Raw genomic sequence first — 17931 nt, 5'->3', positions numbered from 1 at the left:
CATAATTGGGACAGCGCCTTTTTTATGGGCGCTGGATCCCCTGTCATGAGTTCGTCACGAAAACGTTTTAATTTTAATGGCGTTATGTTATACGGGTGATGAAAACGAGAATAACCAAGGAGGGAGCCATGGAAATGTTCAACTTCGATTATGACGATGTAGTTGAGCTCGGTTCACGTAGCCGCGGGACAACGGGAAAGAAACGTAAATGGCGTGAGATTGAGGCGTTGAAAGACAAGCATCGCCTGCAGAAGGAGCTGCAATCCATCGACATCGCCTACGAAGGTCTCTCGGAAGAGATCGAACTGTAAAAACAGCGCCCCGGTTAACCGGGGCGCTGTTTTTTAGTGGCTTGTGACTGTCAGGAGGAGAGTGGCAACGACAGGCGTTTGGCCAGCTCCTGGAAGTGCTGGCTGATCTCGGCGCCAAACAGGGGATCCCCTATGGCCCGGTTATGCCAGATCTGCTCCAGGTGACGCCAATCGTCCTCGGTCAGCGAGTCGCGCAGATGGGGAAAGATGACCCCCTCTTCATAGTTCATGTGCGCCTCTTGCAGCGCCACAAACTGTTCCAGCTTGGCCGTGAACTGATCCAGCGGGATGACGGCATCCATCAGTATCATCTCCACCATCTCCTTGAGCTCGGCACCGGCCTCCAGCAGTCTGGTGTGCTCCTCCTGCAACCGGTTGGCGACCTCGCCCTCCACCACCCGGTATTTCAGGTAGTAGTCGTAGATCATGTCCTCCTTCGGGTGGTGGTACTTGTCCGACACCTCCCGCAAATAATCCACCACGTCCCGGATCAGGAAGTAGCTGACCGGCTGTTCACTGCGAATGGCGGCAAGCTTGTTCTTGAGCAATTGCAACAGCTTGGCGATGTTGAGGTGGTCCTTATGCAGACTGGCTAACATGGGCACTCCTTGCACTGATTTGAGAAAGATCCTGTCTCGAGTATACGGTCATTTATTGCGCTAACTTTGCACTCAATCAAATCTGACGCAGACAATCCCGGCTCATACCCCCTCCTTCAGATGACCTCGATTGCCTCCTCCTGCCTGTCCGCAGACGACCGGAAACAGTGCGAGCCCTCTCGGGCTCGCACTGTCGGGGTCACATCCGTCTGGCCTGGGCCGGCTACTCGCAGACCGAATGCCAGTTGATGGGGCTCATCCCCTGCTGGGCCAGCAGACGGTTGGTTTCGGAGAAGTGGCCGCAACCTATGAAGCCGCGATGGGCGGAGAGCGGGCTGGGATGAGGGGCACTCAGCACGTGATGGCGCTGACGGTCGATGAAACGGCCCTTCTTCTGGGCATGAGCCCCCCACAGCAGGAAGACAACCCCCTGACAGCTGGCGTTGATCTGCTCTATGACCCTGTCGGTGAAGGTTTCCCAGCCCAGATGGGCGTGAGAGTGGGCCATGCCTGCCTGCACCGTCAGCACCGTATTGAGCAACAGCACGCCCTGCTGGGCCCAGGACTCCAGAAAACCGTGATTGGGTGTGACAAAACCCGGCAGATCCCGCTGCATCTCCTTGTAGATGTTGACCAGCGAGGGAGGCGTGCGCACGCCGGGCAGCACGGAGAAGCAGAGGCCATGGGCCTGGTCCGGGCCGTGATACGGGTCCTGACCCAGGATCACCACCCTGACCCGATCCAGCTCGGTCAGCTTGAAGGCGTTGAACACCTCGGTCGCCGGGGGGTAGATCAGCTTGCCCGCTTCCCGCTCGCTCCTGACGGTCGCCAGGGTCGCCTTGAAATAGTCCTGCTCTTTCTCAGAGCCAATCACATCTGTCCAGCTCGGCACCCCAGCCTCCTCAATCAATGCGGCAGGATCAGACCCCTGCGGTCCTCTCCCTTTCTCCTCTTTCTCCGAATCCAGTACATCTGTCCAGGTCAGCACCCCAATATCCTCAATTAATGCGGCAAGGGGGTCAGGATAGGGGGGCAGACCACAAGACGCAACCGCAGCGCCATCGGCTGAGCCCCATACGGCTGGTCGCTACAGCCATTATGCCCCCTCATCGAGAGCGGCAGAAAACGCGGGGGGCCGAACCTGCCCACCTCGCCAAGTGTGCCAAGGCGGAGGGCCTCACCTTCCTCTGAGCCCCTCTCGGCGGATCCGCTTCCTTTGTAGCGAAGACGAGAACCCTGGGTTGCCGGATGATGGACATCCAGCCCTGCACCCTGGCCCAGTAAGCCGGTGGGGCCGGCTGCGCCCTGACTTCCACGGAGTGAAATAGCCATAAAATGTAGTTAAATTACTAGATTTAATTAATGAAAGATGCATAATTTGGATATCTTACATAATCAGAAAAATGACCTATTTTTGATTAATCTCAATAATTTAATCCCTACAGACAGGCGCAAATCGCATATTTTTTGATTTAGATCAATTTTCGTATTATTACCATCGTGGTATATATGACCCAACAAAGTAAAGGTGTAAGGCAAGGGCCCTTTAAATCATCCCGGTGGTTTAAATACATCAGGGTAATTTCCTTACAGTTGAATCCGCTTTCCTATGAGGAGTCATACCATGATCAAGGGCATCCAAATCACCCAGTCCACCAACGCAGCGCTGCTGAACTCTTTCTGGCTGCTGGACGAAGAGAAGCAACAGGCTCGTTGCATCTGCGCCAAGGGCGACACCTTCACAGCCGATCAGGAAGTCAGCGTCTCTGACCTGGGTCAGTTCGAATACCGTGAGCTGCCGGTTCAAGCCGAGCCTGCCGTGGAAGGTGGTCAGCACCTGAACGTCAACGTGCTGCGTCGCGAGACCCTGGAAGACGCCATCGCCAACCCGGAGAAGTACCCGCAGCTGACCATACGTGTTTCCGGCTATGCCGTGCGCTTCAACGCACTGACCCCGGAACAGCAGCGTGACGTGGTCACCCGTACCTTTACCCAGAGCCTGTAATTCCCTCTGCGGTGATCTGCACCATGAAAAACGGCCCTCTCGGGCCGTTTTTTTATGTCTGACTGTCCGCCCCTGGCTGGCCTATGGTCAGTGCCTGCGGGCGGCAAATCTGGCTCTGGCAGGGCCCGGGGCATGACAGCCATGCCCCGGGCCCTGCTCGTCACTATCCCTGTTGATCCGCCTTCTGGGCCGACGCTCCCAGCACCTCGTGCATCTGCTGCTCATCGAGCTGATCGCAGTAACGGGCCACCACCACGGTAGCCACCCCGTTGCCGATCAGGTTGGTCAGGGCACGCGCCTCCGACATGAAGCGATCTATGCCGAGGATCAGCGCCAACCCGGCGAGCGGCAGGTGCCCCACCGCCGAGATGGTGGCCGCCAGCACGATAAAGCCACTGCCGGTGACGCCGGCCGCCCCTTTCGAAGAGATGAGCAGTACCACCAGCAGGGTGATCTGCTGGAACAGATCCAGCGGCGTGTTGGTCGCCTGGGCGATGAAGATGGCCGCCATGGTCAGATAGATGGAAGTGCCATCCAGGTTGAAGGAGTAACCGGTCGGGATCACCAGTCCCACCACCGACTTCTTGCAGCCGAGCGCCTCCATCTTGACCAGCATGCGCGGCAACACGGATTCGGAAGAGGAGGTTCCCAGCACGATCAGCAGCTCTTCCTTGATGTAGGAAATAAAGCGCAGGATGCTGAAACCATTCGCCCTGGCGATGCTGCCCAATACCAGAAAAATGAACAGCAGACAGGTCATATAGAAACAGGCGATCAATTGGCCCAGCTGGATCAGCGAGCCAATACCGTATTTCCCTATGGTAAAGGCCATGGCTCCAAATGCCCCGACCGGCGCCAGTCGCATGATCATGTTGATGATGCCGAAAATAACCTGGGAGAAGCTGTCGATGACATTGAAGATTAATTTTCCCTTCTCGCCAATATGATGCAGGGAGAAACCAAACAGCACAGCAAACAGCAACACCTGGAGAATATTGCCGCTGGCAAAGGCGCCGATCACGCTGCCCGGGATCACGTCAAGCAGGAAGGCGATGATGCCCTGCGACTTGGCCTGCTCGGCATAGGCCGAGATGGAACTGGCGTCCAGCGTGGCAGGATCCACGTTCATGCCCACCCCGGGCTGCAACAGGTTGACCACGCACAGCCCAATGACCAGGGCTATGGTGCTCACCACTTCAAAGTAGAGCAGCGCTATGGCACCGGTTTTCCCCACCGCCTTCATGCTCTCCATGCCGGCGATACCCGTTACCACGGTACAGAAAATAACGGGGGCTATGATCATCTTGATTAATTTAACGAAGCCATCACCCAGTGGTTTCATATCCGCCCCGAGGTCGGGATAGACGTGCCCCAGAAATACCCCCAGGGTGATCGCAAGCAGCACCTGGAAATAAAGGCTGCTGAATATTTTCTTTCGCATTATTAACGTCCTGTTAATTAATCGACATCTCATATGGCAGAAATAAGCATGCAGGGAGCCGTAACGAGAGATCATAGTTCTCTCGCCAGCTTCATGCTATTTCGTCATCGTAACGGCGCCACTTTCACACGTTATAAGAAGCAATTAAGAGACATTAATCACACAACACATTTAACATCATTAACACCACGGCAACCGTGATATATTTGGTCGATGATTTATTTAAGACCTCAATGACAACGCCCCGGATATAAAAATGCCCCGCATGGCGGGGCATTTTGCATCACGACACAGGCGCCATGGATCAGGCGGAGGTATCGAGGGGCTCGAAGCCCTTGATGAGATCGTCGATCGCCTTCATCTGCTTGAGGAAACCTTCCAGCTTCTCCAGCGGCAGGGCACTCGGGCCATCGCAACGGGCCACTTTCGGGTCCGGGTGTGACTCGATGAACAGGCCGGCCAGGCCGACCGCCATGCCGGCACGGGCCAGCTCGGTCACCTGATCCCGACGGCCACCCGAGGCAGCCCCCAGCGGATCGCGGCACTGCAATGAGTGGGTCACGTCGAAGATCACCGGATAGCCGCCTGTGCTCTTCTTCATCACCCCCAGACCCAGCATGTCTACCACCAGGTTGTCATAACCGAAGTTGGCGCCGCGCTCGCACAGGATCAGCTGATCGTTGCCGCACTCCTCGAACTTGTCGGTGATGTTCTTCATCTGGCTTGGGCTCAGGAACTGCGGTTTCTTGATGTTGATGACGTTGCCGGTACGGGCCATGGCCTCCACCAGATCGGTCTGACGCGCCAGGAAGGCGGGCAGCTGGATGACGTCAACCACTTCGGCCACCGGCTTGGCCTGATGCACCTCGTGCAGATCCGAGATGACCGGCATGCCGAAGGTCGCTTTCAGCTCCTGGAAGATCTTCATCCCCTCTTCCAGGCCCGGGCCGCGGTAGGAGTGGATGGAGGAGCGATTGGCCTTGTCCCAGCTCGCCTTGAACACGAATGGTATGCCCAGCTTGCTGGTCACTTCCACGTACTTCTCGCACACCGCCATCGCCATGTCGCGGGATTCCAGCACGTTCATGCCACCGAACAGCACGAACGGTTTGTCGTTGGCTACATCGATGTCATTGATCTTGATATTCTTCTGTTCCATCTCAGGCATCCTTAAGTGAAGGGGCTTGAATCCAAATTAGTCCGCTGCGCCTTGGCACACCGGCCTTGATACTCTTCTGTTTCAGTTCCCAGCCATCCTTGAGTGAAGGGGCTTGAATCCAAATTAGTCCGCTGCGCCTTGGCACACCGGCCTTGATACTCTTCCGCTGCAGCTCCCGGCCCTTTAATGGAGGGGCTTGGGGCTTGAATCCAAATTAGTCCGCTGCACCTTAGGCACACCAGCCTTGATACTCTTGCGTTGCAGCTCCCGGCCCTTTAATGGAGGGGCTTGGGGCTCAGATCCAGCGCGGCCAGTTGCACCTTGAGCACATCGGCCACAGGATCGTCCGGACATTGCTCAATAAAGTATTCAAAATCGTCGGCGGCGAAGCGCGGGCAGTCGAGCTGCTCGTAGATGAAGCCGCGATCCCGCGTCTCCAGCGGATCGCCAGGCTTCATGCGCAGCAGCAGTTCGCTGCAGCGCAGCGCTTCCGTCATGCGATCTTCCCGCAGCAGGGCACCCTTGCTGACGTTGAGCAGCCGCTCGATGATCTCCCACTGGCCCGAGGGCTGCAGGTGTTCGGAGGTGAGGGTGGCCAGATTGCCAAGGGCGCCGCGCAGCAGCAGCTCGATGCGGTGCAGACTCAACTCGTCGCCGGTGAAGGGGTCCACATAGACCTCGCCTTCGCTGCCGGCGAAGCTAACCAGGAAGTGACCGGGGAAGCAGATCCCCTCCACATCCAGCCCGAGCTTGCGGCCAAGCTGTATGATGAGGATGCCGAGGCTGACCGGAATGCCCTGCTTGCGGGCGAGCACCTGAGCCAGATCGCAATTGGCGGCGGAGAAATAATCCTGCCAGTCACCGTGAAAACCCAGGGTCTGGTAGAAGCCCTGCAGCAGCTGACGACGCACCTCGTCGCAGTTGCCCTCGTCGATCGTCTCGTCCAGCCAGGCATCGAGCCGGGCCAGCTCGGCCTCGCCACGGCCGCCGATACCATGGATCTCATCGCTCACCGACAACGCCAGCTCGGCGATGTCGTGGGCCTCGAAATCGGTCCATTCGTCTACGCGTATCATAGTCATCATCCTTAACCGAACAGACCGGCCTGCTTCTGCAGCGCAAGCTTGGCGATAAAGAAGAGCCAACCCAGGGCACCGAGGAAGGCAAACCAGCGGATACCCTTGTTGCGGGCCAGCCGCAGCGCCATCATGGCCAAAAAGGCCACCACCAGGATGGCGGTCAGCTTCTCGCTGAGCCAGGGGGTGCCATTGTTGAGCGGATTGAGATCCAGCACCATGCACAGCAGCACGCCGGAGAGCACCACCAGCCCATTCAACCAGCCGCTCAGTTGCAGGACCCGGCTGCCATAGGCGCCGGCAGCCCCCTTCTGAACCCAGTAAAAACGCAGCATAAACATCAGCACAGCCGAGGCGATCAGCACCAGATGCAGATGTTTGAGAGCAACATACATAACATGTCCTTGAACAGAGGCAGGCCGGGCCCGCCCGTCATCATCACCGAGCCAGGCGCCCCAGGGTCACCCGCTCGTTATCGCCGTAATCGCGCACGGTTTCCACCTGGCTGTAGCCGTGCTGCAGCAGGAGTTGACGCACCGCCTCACCCTGTTGCCAGCCGTGCTCCAGCAGGAGCCAGCCACCGGGCAGCAGATGGGCAGGCGCACCGGCCACTATCAGCCGGATATCCGCCAGCCCCTGCTCATCGGCCACCAGGGCGGAGCGCGGTTCGAAACGCACATCCCCCTCAGCCAGATGGGGGTCGGCGCCGTCGATGTAGGGCGGGTTGGAGACTATCATCCCGAAGCGCGGCGCGCCCGAGAGCGGTTCAAACCAGCTGCCATCGCACACCGTGATGGGCAACCCCAGCGCGGCGCTGTTGGCGCGCGCCAGTGCGGCCGCCTCCGGCATCCTATCCACCGCCCATACATCGGCATCCGGTCGCTCCGACTTGAGCGCCAGTGCGATGGCCCCTGTGCCTGTGCCGAGATCCAGCAGGGCACAAGGCGCCTGATCCGGCGCGGCTGGCCTTGGGGGCAAGCGTGCCAGCGCCTGCTCCACCAGTACCTCGGTGTCGGGGCGCGGGATCAGGGTGGCCGGGCTCACCTTGAGCGGCAGTGACCAGAACTCCCGCTCGCCGATGAGGTGGGCGATGGGCTCGCCGTTGAGACGACGGCTCAGCCAGCCTTGCAGGGTCGCCTGCTGGGCCGCATCCAGGGTGCGCTCCGGCCAGGTCATCAGATAGCTGCGCCGGCAACCGAGCAGATGACAGAGCAGCACGTCGGCGTCGGCGCGGGGAGACTCGCCCCCGGCCAGGGTTGCCATTATGTGGGCGCGAGCCTGCTGGATCTGCATCAGCAGCGCGCCATCGCCGTGACGGCGATATCTGCACAAACGGGCTGCATCAGCTGTTTTCCGCCAGGGAGGCGAGCTGATCGGCCTGATACTCCTGGATCATGGGGCTGATGATGCAGTCCAGATCCCCCTCCATGATCTCGCCAAGACGATAGAGGGTGAGGTTGATGCGGTGCTCGGAGAGGCGACCCTGCGGGTAGTTGTAGGTGCGGATACGCTCGGAGCGATCGCCTGACCCCACCAGATTGCGACGGGTGCTCTGCTCGGCGGCGCGGTGGCGCTCATCCTCGGCCGCCTGAAGGCGGGCGGAGAGCACGGACATCGCCTTGGCACGGTTCTTGTGCTGGGAGCGCTCATCCTGACACTCCACCACCAGGCCGGTTGGCAGGTGGGTGATGCGGATGGCCGAATCCGTCTTGTTGACGTGCTGACCACCGGCCCCGGAGGCGCGGAAGGTATCTATCTTCAGGTCGTTCGCATTGATCTCGATCTGCTCGGCTTCCGGCACTTCCGGCAGCACGGCGACGGTACAGGCGGAGGTGTGCACCCGGCCCTGGGATTCGGTCTCGGGCACCCGCTGCACCCGGTGGCCGCCGGATTCAAACTTGAGGCGGCCGTAGACGTGCTCGCCGTCCACCTTGGCGATCACCTCCTTGTAGCCACCGTGCTCGCCGTCGTTGCAGCTGACGATGGAGATGCGCCAGCCCTGACGCTCGGCGTAACGGGAATACATGCGAAACAGGTCACCGGCAAAGATGGCCGCCTCGTCACCGCCGGCACCGGCCCGGATCTCGAGGTAGCAGTTGTTGTCATCCTTGGGATCCCGCGGCAACAGCATCACCTGCAGCGCCTGCTCCTGCTCCTCCAGCGTGCTCTTGGCCAGCGGCAACTCCTCCTGCGCCATCTCGCGCAGGTCGGCGTCATCCTCTTCCAGCATCAGCTTGGTGGCCTCCAGGTTCTCTTCGGCCTGGCGGAAGCGCTGGAAGGCATGAACGATATCTTCCAGCTGGGCATATTCCCGGGTCAGGGCGCGGTAGCGATCCTGATCCGAGGCCACCCCGGGCTCGCCGAGCATGGCCTGTACTTCTTCGTGGCGCTCGATGAGGCCTTCCAGCTTTCTGATCAGTGACGGATTCATAAATCTTGTTTTCTCGATGGAGGAAGGGGCCGCCAGCCGGCCACCCCGAACAATTACTCTGGTGACAATCCCAGCACCTGACGCAGGCGGGAGAGCTGATGGTGATCCCCCTGGGCCGCCGCCTGGCGCAGGGCCTGGGTCGGTGCATGGATCAACTTGTTGGTGAGGCGGTGCGCCATGGCCTTGAGGGCCTGCTCGGCATTCTCGCCCTGTTGCAGGGCCAGCAAGGCGCGCTGCAACTCCTCATCGGCCACCTGCTGGGCCTGATGACGATAATCGCGGATGAGGTCCACCGAATGCTGGCTGCGATACCAGCCCATGAACTCATCGCGCTCTTCCTGCACTATGAGCTCCGCCTCGGCGGCGGCCCGTTTGCGGGTCTCCAGGTTCTGCTCGATGATGCCCTGCAGGTCATCGACCGTGTAGAGGTAGGCATCGGAGAGCTCGTCCACCTCGGCCTCGATATCCCGCGGCACGGCGATATCCACCAGGAACATGGGCTTGAAGCGACGGGCCTTGAGGGCGCGCTCCACCATGCCCTTGCCGATGATGGGCAATGGGCTGGCGGTCGAGCTGATGACGATGTCCGCCTCGTGCAGATAATCGGGGATCTCTTCCAGGGTCATCACCCGGGCGCCGAACTCCTCGGCCAGCAGCTGGGCCCGCTGCAGGGTGCGGTTCGCCACCATCATCTGGGTGACGTTCTGCTCGCGCAGATGACGGGCCACCAGTTCTATGGTTTCGCCGGCACCGACCAGCAGCACCTTGGTCTGGGAGAGATCGGAGAAGATGCGGCGCGCGAGACTCACGGCGGCAAAGGCCACCGACACGGCGCTCGCGCCTATCTCGGTGTCCGTCCGCACCCGCTTGGCCACGGAGAAAGACTTCTGGAACAGCCGCTCCAGCGACCCCTTCACCGCCTCGGACTGCTGGGCATGGGCATAGGATTGCTTGATCTGCCCCAGGATCTGCGGCTCCCCCAGCACCAGGGAATCCAGGCCGCAGGCCACCCGCATCAGGTGACGCACCGCCTCTTCGTCCCAGTGCTGGTAGATGGCGGACACCACTTCGGCCGCGTCCAGGGCATGGAAACGTTGCAGCCAGTGCAGTACCTGCTCCCCCTGCCCCTGCGCCAGGCTGCAGTAAAGCTCGGTGCGGTTGCAGGTCGAGACGATCACCGCCTCGCTTACGCCGGGTTGGGTGACCAGCTCACGCAGGGCGCGATCGATGCAGTCCGGGCCGAACGCGACCCGCTCCCGCAAGGCGACACTGGCGGTGTTGTGGTTGATTCCGAGGGCAAGCAAACTCATGAGTGGGTGGTGATCGTATCTGTGCGCTAGGAGTAAAGGCCGTCAATTGTACGAGAAAGGGTAAGGCTTTAAAAGCAATACGGCCGCCCCTTATACTGTGGCAAATCCCCGTATCTGGAGCATGACCTTGTTGTTGCGTATTTTCACCTTCGCCTGCCTGCTGTTGCTGGCCGGTTGTGCCACCACCCAACCCCAGAGGGATCAGGTCAACTGGCAGCAGGAGCGGGCCCGTCTCGAGCAGCTCACCCACTGGCAGCTGTCGGGCAAGATGGCCATCATCACGGCCCAGCAGAAGGGCAGCGCCCGGGTCAACTGGCAGCAGGATGGGGACGACTACCGCCTCAACCTGAGCAGCATAGTCGGCACCCACATACTGGAGCTCTCCCGCAGCAAGGGCGAGATCACCCTGATCGACAACGAGGGCAAGCCGCACCAGAGCCAGGATGCCGAGGCGCTCGTCTATCAGCTCACCGGCTGGAATATACCGGTGCAGGGGCTGCCGGAGTGGATCAAGGGGCTGCCGGGCAAGGCAGAGTTCGAACTCAATCCCGACAGCAGCCTGGCCAGCGTGCGTGACGGCCAGTGGCAGATCGTCTATGGCGACTACCGGGATCAGGACGGCTACCGCCTGCCGCACCAACTGACCATGACGGGCCAGGGCAGCCGCCTCAAGTTGCAGATCAACCAATGGACGCTCGTTCGCTGATGGCTGCGACTGACAAGGAGGCGACAATGACCGCCACTCGCTGGCCCGCACCGGCCAAACTCAACCTCTTCCTGCACGTCAATGGCCGTCGTCCGGACGGCTATCACGAGCTGCAGACCCTGTTCATCTTCCTCAGTCATGGCGACTGGCTCGAATTCGAGCAACTGCCAGACACCGACTTGCTTACCTTAAGCCCGGCCATTCCCGGCGTGCCCGATGAGCAGAACCTCATCATACGCGCCGCACGGCTGTTGCAGGCACGGCTGCCGAGCCCGCAGGGGGCCCACATCCGGCTGGAGAAGGTATTGCCCATGGGCGGCGGCATAGGTGGCGGCTCCTCGGATGCGGCCACCACGCTCGTCGCCCTGAACCATCTCTGGCAGGCGGGCTTGAGTGAAGACGATCTGGCGGAGCTTGGCGTGCAGCTGGGGGCCGACGTGCCTGTGTTCGTGCGCGGTCGCGCCGCCTTTGCAGAAGGGGTGGGCGAGCGACTGCAACCGGTCGAATTGCCAAGCGCCTGGTATCTGGTGCTCAAGCCCGATTGCCACGTGGCCACCGCCGCCGTCTTCCAGGATCCGGACCTGCCCAGAGCGACGCCGAAAATGGCATTTCACAACCTGCTGGAAGGCGAGTGGAAAAACGATTGCGAATTGCTGGTGAAAAAGCGCCACCCCGAGGTTGCCAATGCGCTCGGCTGGTTGCTAGAATACGCGCCGTCAAGAATGACGGGCACAGGAGCCTGCGTCTTTGCTCAATTTGAAGACGAAGAGGCTGCTCGGGAAGTGTTGGCAAAAGTGCCGAAGAGATGGGATGGGTTTGTCGCCAAGGGCGAGAACATATCACCACTGTTCGTGACATTGCAACAAATCAGTGATTGGGGTATCGCCAAGCGGTAAGGCAGCGGGTTTTGATCTCGCCATTCCTAGGTTCGAATCCTAGTACCCCAGCCATTATCTTGGTGATTGACACGGGTGTGTCGGTAAACCGGCCGCAGAGGATCTTGACAGAGCGCAATCTCGTCAAGCCCGTCTGCAACCATTATCGTCCCCTTGTCACTCGCAAAGAGGTCATCGATCTCCTGGATGACGGCTGCCTGCAAACGCGACAGCCATCCGATTTGAAACATGTAACGATATGCACCTAGCCTGAAAGCAGCCTATAGTGGCCTGACCCGTCAACTTGATAAATCGTTTGCCCCAAAACGATACGGGTCTGAATCAGACTCCCCCACATACTGGATGCAACCCCGAGGTTTCAAACCGTGCCTGACATGAAGCTGTTTGCTGGTAACGCAACGCCGGAACTAGCCCAGAAGATCGCAGATCGCCTGTTTATCAAACTCGGCAATGCTGCCGTAGGTCGCTTTAGCGACGGCGAGATCAGCGTACAGATCAATGAGAATGTACGCGGTGGCGATATCTTCATCATTCAATCCACCTGTGCCCCGACCAACGACAATTTGATGGAATTGATCGTCATGGTGGATGCTCTGCGTCGTGCTTCAGCTGGCCGTATTACTGCCGTTATTCCCTACTTTGGTTATGCCCGTCAGGACCGCCGCGTCCGCTCCGCCCGTGTGCCCATCACCGCCAAGGTTGTCGCCGACTTCCTCTCCAGCGTGGGTGTGGACCGTGTGCTGACCGTTGACCTGCATGCCGAGCAGATCCAGGGCTTCTTCGACGTCCCGGTCGACAACGTGTTCGGCAGCCCAGTGCTGCTGGAAGACATGAAGTCCAAGAACCTCGAATCCCCTGTCGTTGTATCGCCGGACATCGGCGGTGTGGTGCGTGCCCGTGCCATCGCCAAGCTGCTGGACGATACCGACATCGCCATCATCGACAAGCGTCGTCCCCGCCCGAACGTCTCCCAGGTCATGCACCTGATCGGTGACGTGGCCGGCCGCGACTGCATTATCGTCGATGACATGATCGACACCGGCGGCACCCTGTGCAAAGCCGCAGAAGCCCTGAAAGAGCGCGGCGCCAAGCGTGTATTCGCCTACGCCACTCACCCGGTCTTCTCCGGCTCCGCCGTGGAAAACATCAAGAACTCGGTCATCGACGAGCTGATCATCACTGACTCCATCCCGCTCACCGCGGAGATGAAGGCGGTCGACAAGGTCAAGCAGCTGACCCTGTCAACCGTGCTGGCCGAAGCCATTCGTCGTATCAGCAACGAAGAGTCCATCTCTGCCATGTTTGAGCATTGATAGACGCCGTTGTGACAAAAACCGCCAGCTGGCGGTTTTTGTCTTTCTAGCCCTGTCACACCCGGTATTGCCCTGCCCCACCGCAGGTTAAGGATTGATCCATGAATCGCTTGCGCCCGCTGCTGCTCCTCGTCCTCTGCAGCTTCCTGTTCGCCTGTCAGCCCGGCAAAGAAAACCAGCCCTTCGTGCTAACCCTGGCGCACATGAACGACACCCACTCCCAGTTTGACCCGGTCAACGCCGAGCTGAAGGGGCCCATCTTTGGCAAGCAGGGGGAAACCGACACCCTCTACACCCGCTTCGGCGGTTATCCGCGCCTGCTCACCATGGCGAAATCCTTTCAGGCCGAGGCGCTTGCCAAGAACCAGCCACTCTTGCTGCTGCACGGTGGCGATGCCTGGCAGGGCAGCGGCTACTTCAAGCTCAACGAGGGAATGGCCAATGCCGAGCTGCTGAGCCAGTTCGGGCTCGATGCCATGGCCCTGGGCAATCACGAATTCGATCTCGACAACCAGAAGCTGGCCCGCTTCATCGAGGGGGTCAACTTCCCGGTGCTGGCCGCCAACCTGGATACCCGTGACGACCCGGATCTGCGCCACACCACCAACCTCAAACCGTTCGTGGTCTATGCCTTCGAAGGCAACCGAAAGAGCCCGGTCACCGATCTCAACAACCTGCCGCAGGGCAAGCAGCTGGTCGCCGTGATGGGGCTGGTGCTGGAGGACATGGCCAATATTTCTCCCAACGTCGGCAAGCTGCGCTTTGGCAAGGAGGTCGCCTCGGCCCAGGCGACCGTGGATCTGCTGCGCCAAAAGGGGATCCACCACGTCATCGCCCTGACCCATATTGGCAACCAGCGGGATCTGGCACTGGCGGCCGAGGTGAACGGCATAGATGCCATCGTCGGCGGCCACTCCCACAGCCTGCTCGGCGATTTTCGCAACATCGGCTGGGGAAAGACAGGCGAATACGCCCAGCTGGTCACCAATCCTGACGGCGTCGGCCTGACCTGTGTGGTGCAGGCTGGCTCCTACGCCCAGGCCATCGGCCTGGCCCGGGTCAGCTTCGACGGCCAGGGCCGGGTCATCGCCTGCAAGGGCCAGAACCAGCTGCTGGCCAGCCGCGACTTCTTCGCCGATCCGGCCCGCAAGCAGGTGCTGGATGAGACGCGGGGCAAGCAGGCGGGCAAGTTCATCGATGCCCAGCCCAACTTGGTGACAGTGGATGAAGACCCGCGCCTGCGCGGCATCATCGACAGCCACTACAAGCCGGCGCTGGAGCAGGCCTTCGGGCCCGTCATCGCCACCCTGCCGGCGCCGCTGCAAAATGCCCGCCGCCCCGGCGACAACGGCAGCGACAGCCACGGCTCCGACGTCGCCCCCCTGGTGGCCGAAGGCCAATACTACTGGGCCAACACCCCGGCGGTGCGGGCCCTGACCGGCGGCCCTGTCCACTTCGCCCTGCTGGCGGTGGGGGGCGTGCGCGCCGATCTGCCCGCCGGCGAGTTGCGCGAAGGGGACGCGGCGCTTACCCTGCTGCCGTTCAAGAATCAGCTCTCCGTGCTGACCCTGACCGGTGCCGAGGTGCGCGCCCTGCTGACCGAGACCATCACGGCCACCCTGCCTGCCAGCGCCCATGCAGGCAAGTTCCCCTACGGCGGCCACCTGCGCTACACCTTCACCGAAACCGTGCCGGGCAAGCGTGGCGAGCTGACCCGACTGCAATGGCTGAGCGCCGAAGGGCAATGGCAGGATCTGGTCGACAGCCAGCGCTACCGGGTGGTGATGAACGCCTACAGTGCCAATGGCAACGACGGCTGGCAGGCTCTCGCCCGCGCCCAGCGCCAGCAGGCCGAGCGGCTGGATCTCGCCTGGGTGGATGGCAAGCTGACCGGCTTCCCCATCGAGAAAGTGGAGCAGAGCGGCGATCAGCTGATCGCCCGCTATGCGCCGGGTCAGCAGCTCGACTGCAAGGCCAGCAGCGTCAACTGCGGCACGGACGCGGCCTCCTTCGTGCAATACGTGCGAGAGCAGCGTCCGATCCTGACCGCGTTGACAGAAGAGACGGTCACGCTGCTGCGAGCCAAATAAGGCACCACCCCAGCCAACACCGACCAGCACGGGCCTCGACAAGGGGCCCGTTTTGCTACCATTGGCAACCCGATCAGCGGTTATTCCCTCACGGTGGCCGAGCTTTGGTTGAGTGATCGCCAGTCGGCGGCTAGAATATTGCGTCCCATTGCCTTGGGCAGTCTGCCCATTGCAAGCAGCGAGTGAAGACATCAAGCGTGACAAGCCAAATCAAACTGATCGTGGGACTGGGCAATCCCGGCCCCGAATACGCCAAGACCCGCCATAACGCGGGCGCCTGGTATGTGGAGCAGCTGGCTCGCTGGCACAATGTCAGCCTGCGCGAAGAGCCCAAGTTCTTCGGCCACACGGCCCGCATTCAGGTGGAAGGTCAGGATGTGCGTCTGCTCATCCCGAACACCTACATGAATCTCTCCGGCAAAGCCGTGGCGGCGCTGGCCCGTTTCTACCAGATAGAACCGGAAGCCATGCTGGTGGCCCACGATGAACTGGACCTGCCCCCCGGCATCGCCAAGTTCAAGCAAGGTGGTGGCCACGGTGGTCACAATGGCCTCAAAGACATCATTGCCAAGATGGGCAATAACAATAACTTCTTCCGGCTGCGCCTCGGGATAGGCCATCCCGGTGCCAAGGAGCTGGTGGCCGGATTCGTCCTGACCAAGGCCCCAAGCAGTGAACAGAGCCTGATCGAGGCCGCATTGGATGAGTCCCTGCGCGCCACCGATATCCTGTTCAAGCAAGACATGACCAAGGCCATGAATCGCTTGCACAGCTTCAAGGCCGAAAAAGTCTGAATACAGATGCCTGACACGCGTCAGGCTCGCACAATATGACAGGGTCGCCCAAGAACCTGTCCACGCACTGTGACGAGAGGTCGTCAGCAAGGTGAAGCGCAGCGCAGGAACCGGAGCGTATAGGCATACGTGAGGATTCCGAGCAGCACATGAGCCTTGATCACGGCCTCGCAGTAAGAGCGTGAACAGGTTAAGCGGCCCTCAACAGCATCCATCAATAAGGTAACAATCCATGGGTTTTAAATGCGGTATCGTGGGCCTGCCCAATGTAGGTAAATCCACCCTGTTCAATGCGCTGACCAAGGCCGGCATCGAAGCCGCCAACTTCCCGTTCTGCACCATTGAGCCGAACACGGGTGTGGTTCCCATGCCGGATCCGCGTCTCGACCAGCTGGCGGCCATCATCAATCCCCAGCGTGTCGTACCGACCACCATGGAATTCGTGGACATCGCCGGTCTGGTTGCCGGTGCCTCCAAGGGTGAGGGTCTGGGCAACCAGTTCCTGGCCAACATCCGTGAAACCGAAGCCATCGGCCACGTGGTACGCTGCTTCGAGGACGAGAACATCATTCACGTTGCCGGCAAGGTCTCTCCGGCCGACGACATCGAGGTGATCAACACCGAACTGGCCCTGTCAGATCTGGACGCCTGCGAGCGTGCCATTCACCGCCAGTCCAAGCGCGCCAAGGGCGGCGACAAGGATGCCAAGCTGGAAGTGGAAACCCTGGAGAAGATCCGGGTCGCCCTGGAAAACGGCCAGATGATCCGTGGCATGAAGCTGGACAAGGATGAGCTGGCCGCCGTCAGCCACCTCAACTTCCTGACCCTCAAGCCCACCATGTATATCGCCAACGTGGCGGAAGACGGTTTCGAGAACAACCCCTTCCTCGACAAGGTGCGTGAAATCGCCGCCGCCGAGAACGCGGTTGTGGTGGTGGTCTGCTGCGCCATCGAATCTGACATCGCCGAGCTGGATGACGACGATCGCGCCGAGTTCATGGCAGATCTTGGCATCGAAGAGCCAGGCCTGAACCGGGTGATCCGCTCAGGTTACGAGCTGCTCAAGCTGCAGACCTATTTCACCGCCGGCGTGAAGGAAGTGCGTGCCTGGACCATACCGGTTGGCGCCACAGCCCCGCAAGCGGCGGGCAAGATCCACACCGACTTTGAAAAAGGCTTTATTCGCGCCCAAACCATCGCCTTCGAAGACTTTATCACCTACAAGGGTGAGCAAGGTGCCAAGGAAGCAGGCAAGATGCGCGCCGAAGGGAAAGACTACATCGTCAAAGATGGCGATATCATGAACTTCCTGTTTAACGTATAACGATTTTTACCCCTTATTATTCAATTTGTTATGGCATAGTAAGCCGACTATAAACAGATTGAGTACACACCTGCGTACACACTGCGCAGCGCTAGGGGTAGAAAACGGCTACAAAAAAGCCCATCCGGCAACGGGTGGGCTTTTTCATAACAAGTTGATGACGTGGAAATCAGCTTAACGTAATTACAACAGGTGGGTGGGTGTGCGATACACAAGTCTGCCTGTTTGAATCGTCCCTACTTTCCTAGACACCTTTAGAGCCTCGCCAACTGGCGCGTTGTTGTCGTTTTCTCAGGCTTAATTTCGAGCCGGTGAGCTGCTTGAAGCGATACATCGCTATCTCGGCCTTCGAGCGCTCATGATGACCTAAGTACTATTTCCACGGCTTCAGTTCACCAGAGCTCTGCGGCTTCTACGGCAGACTGTTGCACAAACTCCCAGCATGTGATCCCCCAACAAATGGCTACTTCTACACA

At 60.0% G+C, this 17931-nt stretch carries 17 protein-coding genes, 1 tRNA gene and 1 pseudogene; 9 read left to right on the top strand and 10 right to left on the bottom strand.

The window, feature by feature from the left end:
• Positions 1-128: 128 nt before the first annotated feature.
• A complete protein-coding gene (locus BN1118_RS07160) occupies positions 129-311 on the top strand; it encodes a DUF3545 family protein (RefSeq protein ID WP_042867775.1) in 183 nt (60 codons plus the stop codon).
• A gap of 50 nt (positions 312-361) precedes the next feature.
• Here BN1118_RS07160 and BN1118_RS07155 read toward each other — a convergent pair whose 3' ends face one another.
• Both BN1118_RS07155 and ung read right to left on the bottom strand, forming a co-directional pair.
• The gene (locus BN1118_RS07155) at positions 362-910 is read right to left on the bottom strand and encodes a hemerythrin domain-containing protein (protein WP_043555223.1); all 549 of its coding nucleotides are present in this window, start codon (positions 908-910) and stop codon (positions 362-364) included.
• 223 nt (positions 911-1133) lie between these two features.
• Positions 1134-1802, bottom strand: a complete 669-nt coding sequence (gene ung / locus BN1118_RS07150) for a uracil-DNA glycosylase (protein WP_043555236.1) — start codon at positions 1800-1802, stop codon at positions 1134-1136.
• A gap of 732 nt (positions 1803-2534) precedes the next feature.
• On the opposite strand from ung, the gene grcA reads away from it, so the two are divergent.
• Positions 2535-2915 (top strand): autonomous glycyl radical cofactor GrcA, encoded by a 381-nt coding sequence (gene grcA / locus BN1118_RS07145; protein WP_042867771.1) that lies wholly within the window; start codon positions 2535-2537, stop codon positions 2913-2915.
• A 163-nt stretch (positions 2916-3078) separates the two neighbouring features.
• Here grcA and BN1118_RS07140 read toward each other — a convergent pair whose 3' ends face one another.
• The 7 genes from BN1118_RS07140 to hemA form a co-directional block, all read right to left on the bottom strand.
• A complete protein-coding gene (locus tag BN1118_RS07140; RefSeq protein ID WP_043555222.1) occupies positions 3079-4356 on the bottom strand; it encodes a dicarboxylate/amino acid:cation symporter in 1278 nt (425 codons plus the stop codon).
• 304 nt (positions 4357-4660) lie between these two features.
• Positions 4661-5515 carry a 3-deoxy-8-phosphooctulonate synthase gene (kdsA, locus tag BN1118_RS07135; protein WP_042037513.1) on the bottom strand — a complete coding sequence of 285 codons (855 nt, stop codon included), beginning with the start codon at positions 5513-5515 and terminating at the stop codon, positions 4661-4663.
• A 275-nt stretch (positions 5516-5790) separates the two neighbouring features.
• The gene (locus BN1118_RS07130) at positions 5791-6591 is read right to left on the bottom strand and encodes a SirB1 family protein (protein ID WP_043135613.1); all 801 of its coding nucleotides are present in this window, start codon (positions 6589-6591) and stop codon (positions 5791-5793) included.
• An 11-nt stretch (positions 6592-6602) separates the two neighbouring features.
• Complete coding sequence (locus BN1118_RS07125) at positions 6603-6986, bottom strand: SirB2 family protein (protein ID WP_043555219.1); 384 nt, start codon at positions 6984-6986, stop codon at positions 6603-6605.
• Between the two features lie 43 nt (positions 6987-7029).
• The gene (gene prmC / locus BN1118_RS07120) at positions 7030-7884 is read right to left on the bottom strand and encodes a peptide chain release factor N(5)-glutamine methyltransferase (protein WP_043555235.1); all 855 of its coding nucleotides are present in this window, start codon (positions 7882-7884) and stop codon (positions 7030-7032) included.
• Positions 7885-7933: 49 nt separating this feature from the next.
• Positions 7934-9022, bottom strand: a complete 1089-nt coding sequence (gene prfA, locus BN1118_RS07115) for a peptide chain release factor 1 (protein WP_005317010.1) — start codon at positions 9020-9022, stop codon at positions 7934-7936.
• 53 nt (positions 9023-9075) lie between these two features.
• The gene (gene hemA, locus BN1118_RS07110; RefSeq protein WP_043555218.1) at positions 9076-10332 is read right to left on the bottom strand and encodes a glutamyl-tRNA reductase; all 1257 of its coding nucleotides are present in this window, start codon (positions 10330-10332) and stop codon (positions 9076-9078) included.
• 121 nt (positions 10333-10453) lie between these two features.
• Here hemA and lolB point away from each other — a divergent pair, with 121 nt between their 5' ends.
• The 7 genes from lolB to ychF all read left to right on the top strand — a co-directional run bounded on the left by lolB (position 10454) and on the right by ychF (position 17455).
• Positions 10454-11038: a lipoprotein insertase outer membrane protein LolB gene (gene lolB, locus BN1118_RS07105; RefSeq protein ID WP_043135621.1), complete on the top strand. Its 585-nt coding sequence runs from the start codon at positions 10454-10456 to the stop codon at positions 11036-11038.
• Positions 11039-11064: 26 nt separating this feature from the next.
• Positions 11065-11934 (top strand): 4-(cytidine 5'-diphospho)-2-C-methyl-D-erythritol kinase, encoded by an 870-nt coding sequence (gene ispE / locus BN1118_RS21065; protein ID WP_084214031.1) that lies wholly within the window; start codon positions 11065-11067, stop codon positions 11932-11934.
• Positions 11914-11988, top strand: a tRNA-Gln gene (locus BN1118_RS07095). The genes ispE and BN1118_RS07095 overlap by 21 nt, the downstream gene beginning before the upstream one ends.
• 311 nt (positions 11989-12299) lie before the next feature.
• Positions 12300-13247, top strand: coding sequence for a ribose-phosphate pyrophosphokinase (locus tag BN1118_RS07090; protein ID WP_005317019.1), 948 nt, complete (start codon positions 12300-12302; stop codon positions 13245-13247).
• A gap of 101 nt (positions 13248-13348) precedes the next feature.
• On the top strand, positions 13349-15337 hold the full coding sequence (locus BN1118_RS07085) for a bifunctional metallophosphatase/5'-nucleotidase (RefSeq protein WP_043555216.1): 1989 nt from the start codon (positions 13349-13351) through the stop codon (positions 15335-15337).
• Between the two features lie 197 nt (positions 15338-15534).
• Positions 15535-16131 carry an aminoacyl-tRNA hydrolase gene (pth, locus tag BN1118_RS07080; RefSeq protein ID WP_042867754.1) on the top strand — a complete coding sequence of 199 codons (597 nt, stop codon included), beginning with the start codon at positions 15535-15537 and terminating at the stop codon, positions 16129-16131.
• Positions 16132-16363: 232 nt separating this feature from the next.
• The gene (gene ychF, locus BN1118_RS07075) at positions 16364-17455 is read left to right on the top strand and encodes a redox-regulated ATPase YchF (protein ID WP_042867752.1); all 1092 of its coding nucleotides are present in this window, start codon (positions 16364-16366) and stop codon (positions 17453-17455) included.
• A gap of 255 nt (positions 17456-17710) precedes the next feature.
• Here ychF and BN1118_RS22470 read toward each other — a convergent pair.
• Positions 17711-17855: pseudogene (locus BN1118_RS22470) on the bottom strand (IS5/IS1182 family transposase); the annotation flags it as partial.
• Between the last annotated feature and the right edge of the window lie 76 nt (positions 17856-17931).

Source organism: Aeromonas bestiarum (assembly GCF_000819745.1).
GTDB lineage: Bacteria > Pseudomonadota > Gammaproteobacteria > Enterobacterales > Aeromonadaceae > Aeromonas > Aeromonas bestiarum.
The sequence above is the reverse complement of the archived record's forward strand: the minus strand, read 5'-3'. Positions and strand labels throughout refer to the sequence as shown.

What these genes read in the sequence shown, in the direction of transcription:
- BN1118_RS07160 (WP_042867775.1), top strand. Translation starts at nt 129, where the DNA reads ATGGAAATGTTCAACTTCGATTATGACGATGTAGTTGAGCTCGGTTCA.
- BN1118_RS07155 (WP_043555223.1), bottom strand. Translation starts at nt 910, where the DNA reads ATGTTAGCCAGTCTGCATAAGGACCACCTCAACATCGCCAAGCTGTTG.
- grcA (WP_042867771.1), top strand. Translation starts at nt 2,535, where the DNA reads ATGATCAAGGGCATCCAAATCACCCAGTCCACCAACGCAGCGCTGCTG.
- BN1118_RS07140 (WP_043555222.1), bottom strand. Translation starts at nt 4,356, where the DNA reads ATGCGAAAGAAAATATTCAGCAGCCTTTATTTCCAGGTGCTGCTTGCG.
- kdsA (WP_042037513.1), bottom strand. Translation starts at nt 5,515, where the DNA reads ATGGAACAGAAGAATATCAAGATCAATGACATCGATGTAGCCAACGAC.
- BN1118_RS07130 (WP_043135613.1), bottom strand. Translation starts at nt 6,591, where the DNA reads ATGATACGCGTAGACGAATGGACCGATTTCGAGGCCCACGACATCGCC.
- BN1118_RS07125 (WP_043555219.1), bottom strand. Translation starts at nt 6,986, where the DNA reads ATGTATGTTGCTCTCAAACATCTGCATCTGGTGCTGATCGCCTCGGCT.
- prmC (WP_043555235.1), bottom strand. Translation starts at nt 7,884, where the DNA reads ATGCAGATCCAGCAGGCTCGCGCCCACATAATGGCAACCCTGGCCGGG.
- prfA (WP_005317010.1), bottom strand. Translation starts at nt 9,022, where the DNA reads ATGAATCCGTCACTGATCAGAAAGCTGGAAGGCCTCATCGAGCGCCAC.
- hemA (WP_043555218.1), bottom strand. Translation starts at nt 10,332, where the DNA reads ATGAGTTTGCTTGCCCTCGGAATCAACCACAACACCGCCAGTGTCGCC.
- lolB (WP_043135621.1), top strand. Translation starts at nt 10,454, where the DNA reads ATGACCTTGTTGTTGCGTATTTTCACCTTCGCCTGCCTGCTGTTGCTG.
- ispE (WP_084214031.1), top strand. Translation starts at nt 11,065, where the DNA reads ATGACCGCCACTCGCTGGCCCGCACCGGCCAAACTCAACCTCTTCCTG.
- BN1118_RS07085 (WP_043555216.1), top strand. Translation starts at nt 13,349, where the DNA reads ATGAATCGCTTGCGCCCGCTGCTGCTCCTCGTCCTCTGCAGCTTCCTG.
- ychF (WP_042867752.1), top strand. Translation starts at nt 16,364, where the DNA reads ATGGGTTTTAAATGCGGTATCGTGGGCCTGCCCAATGTAGGTAAATCC.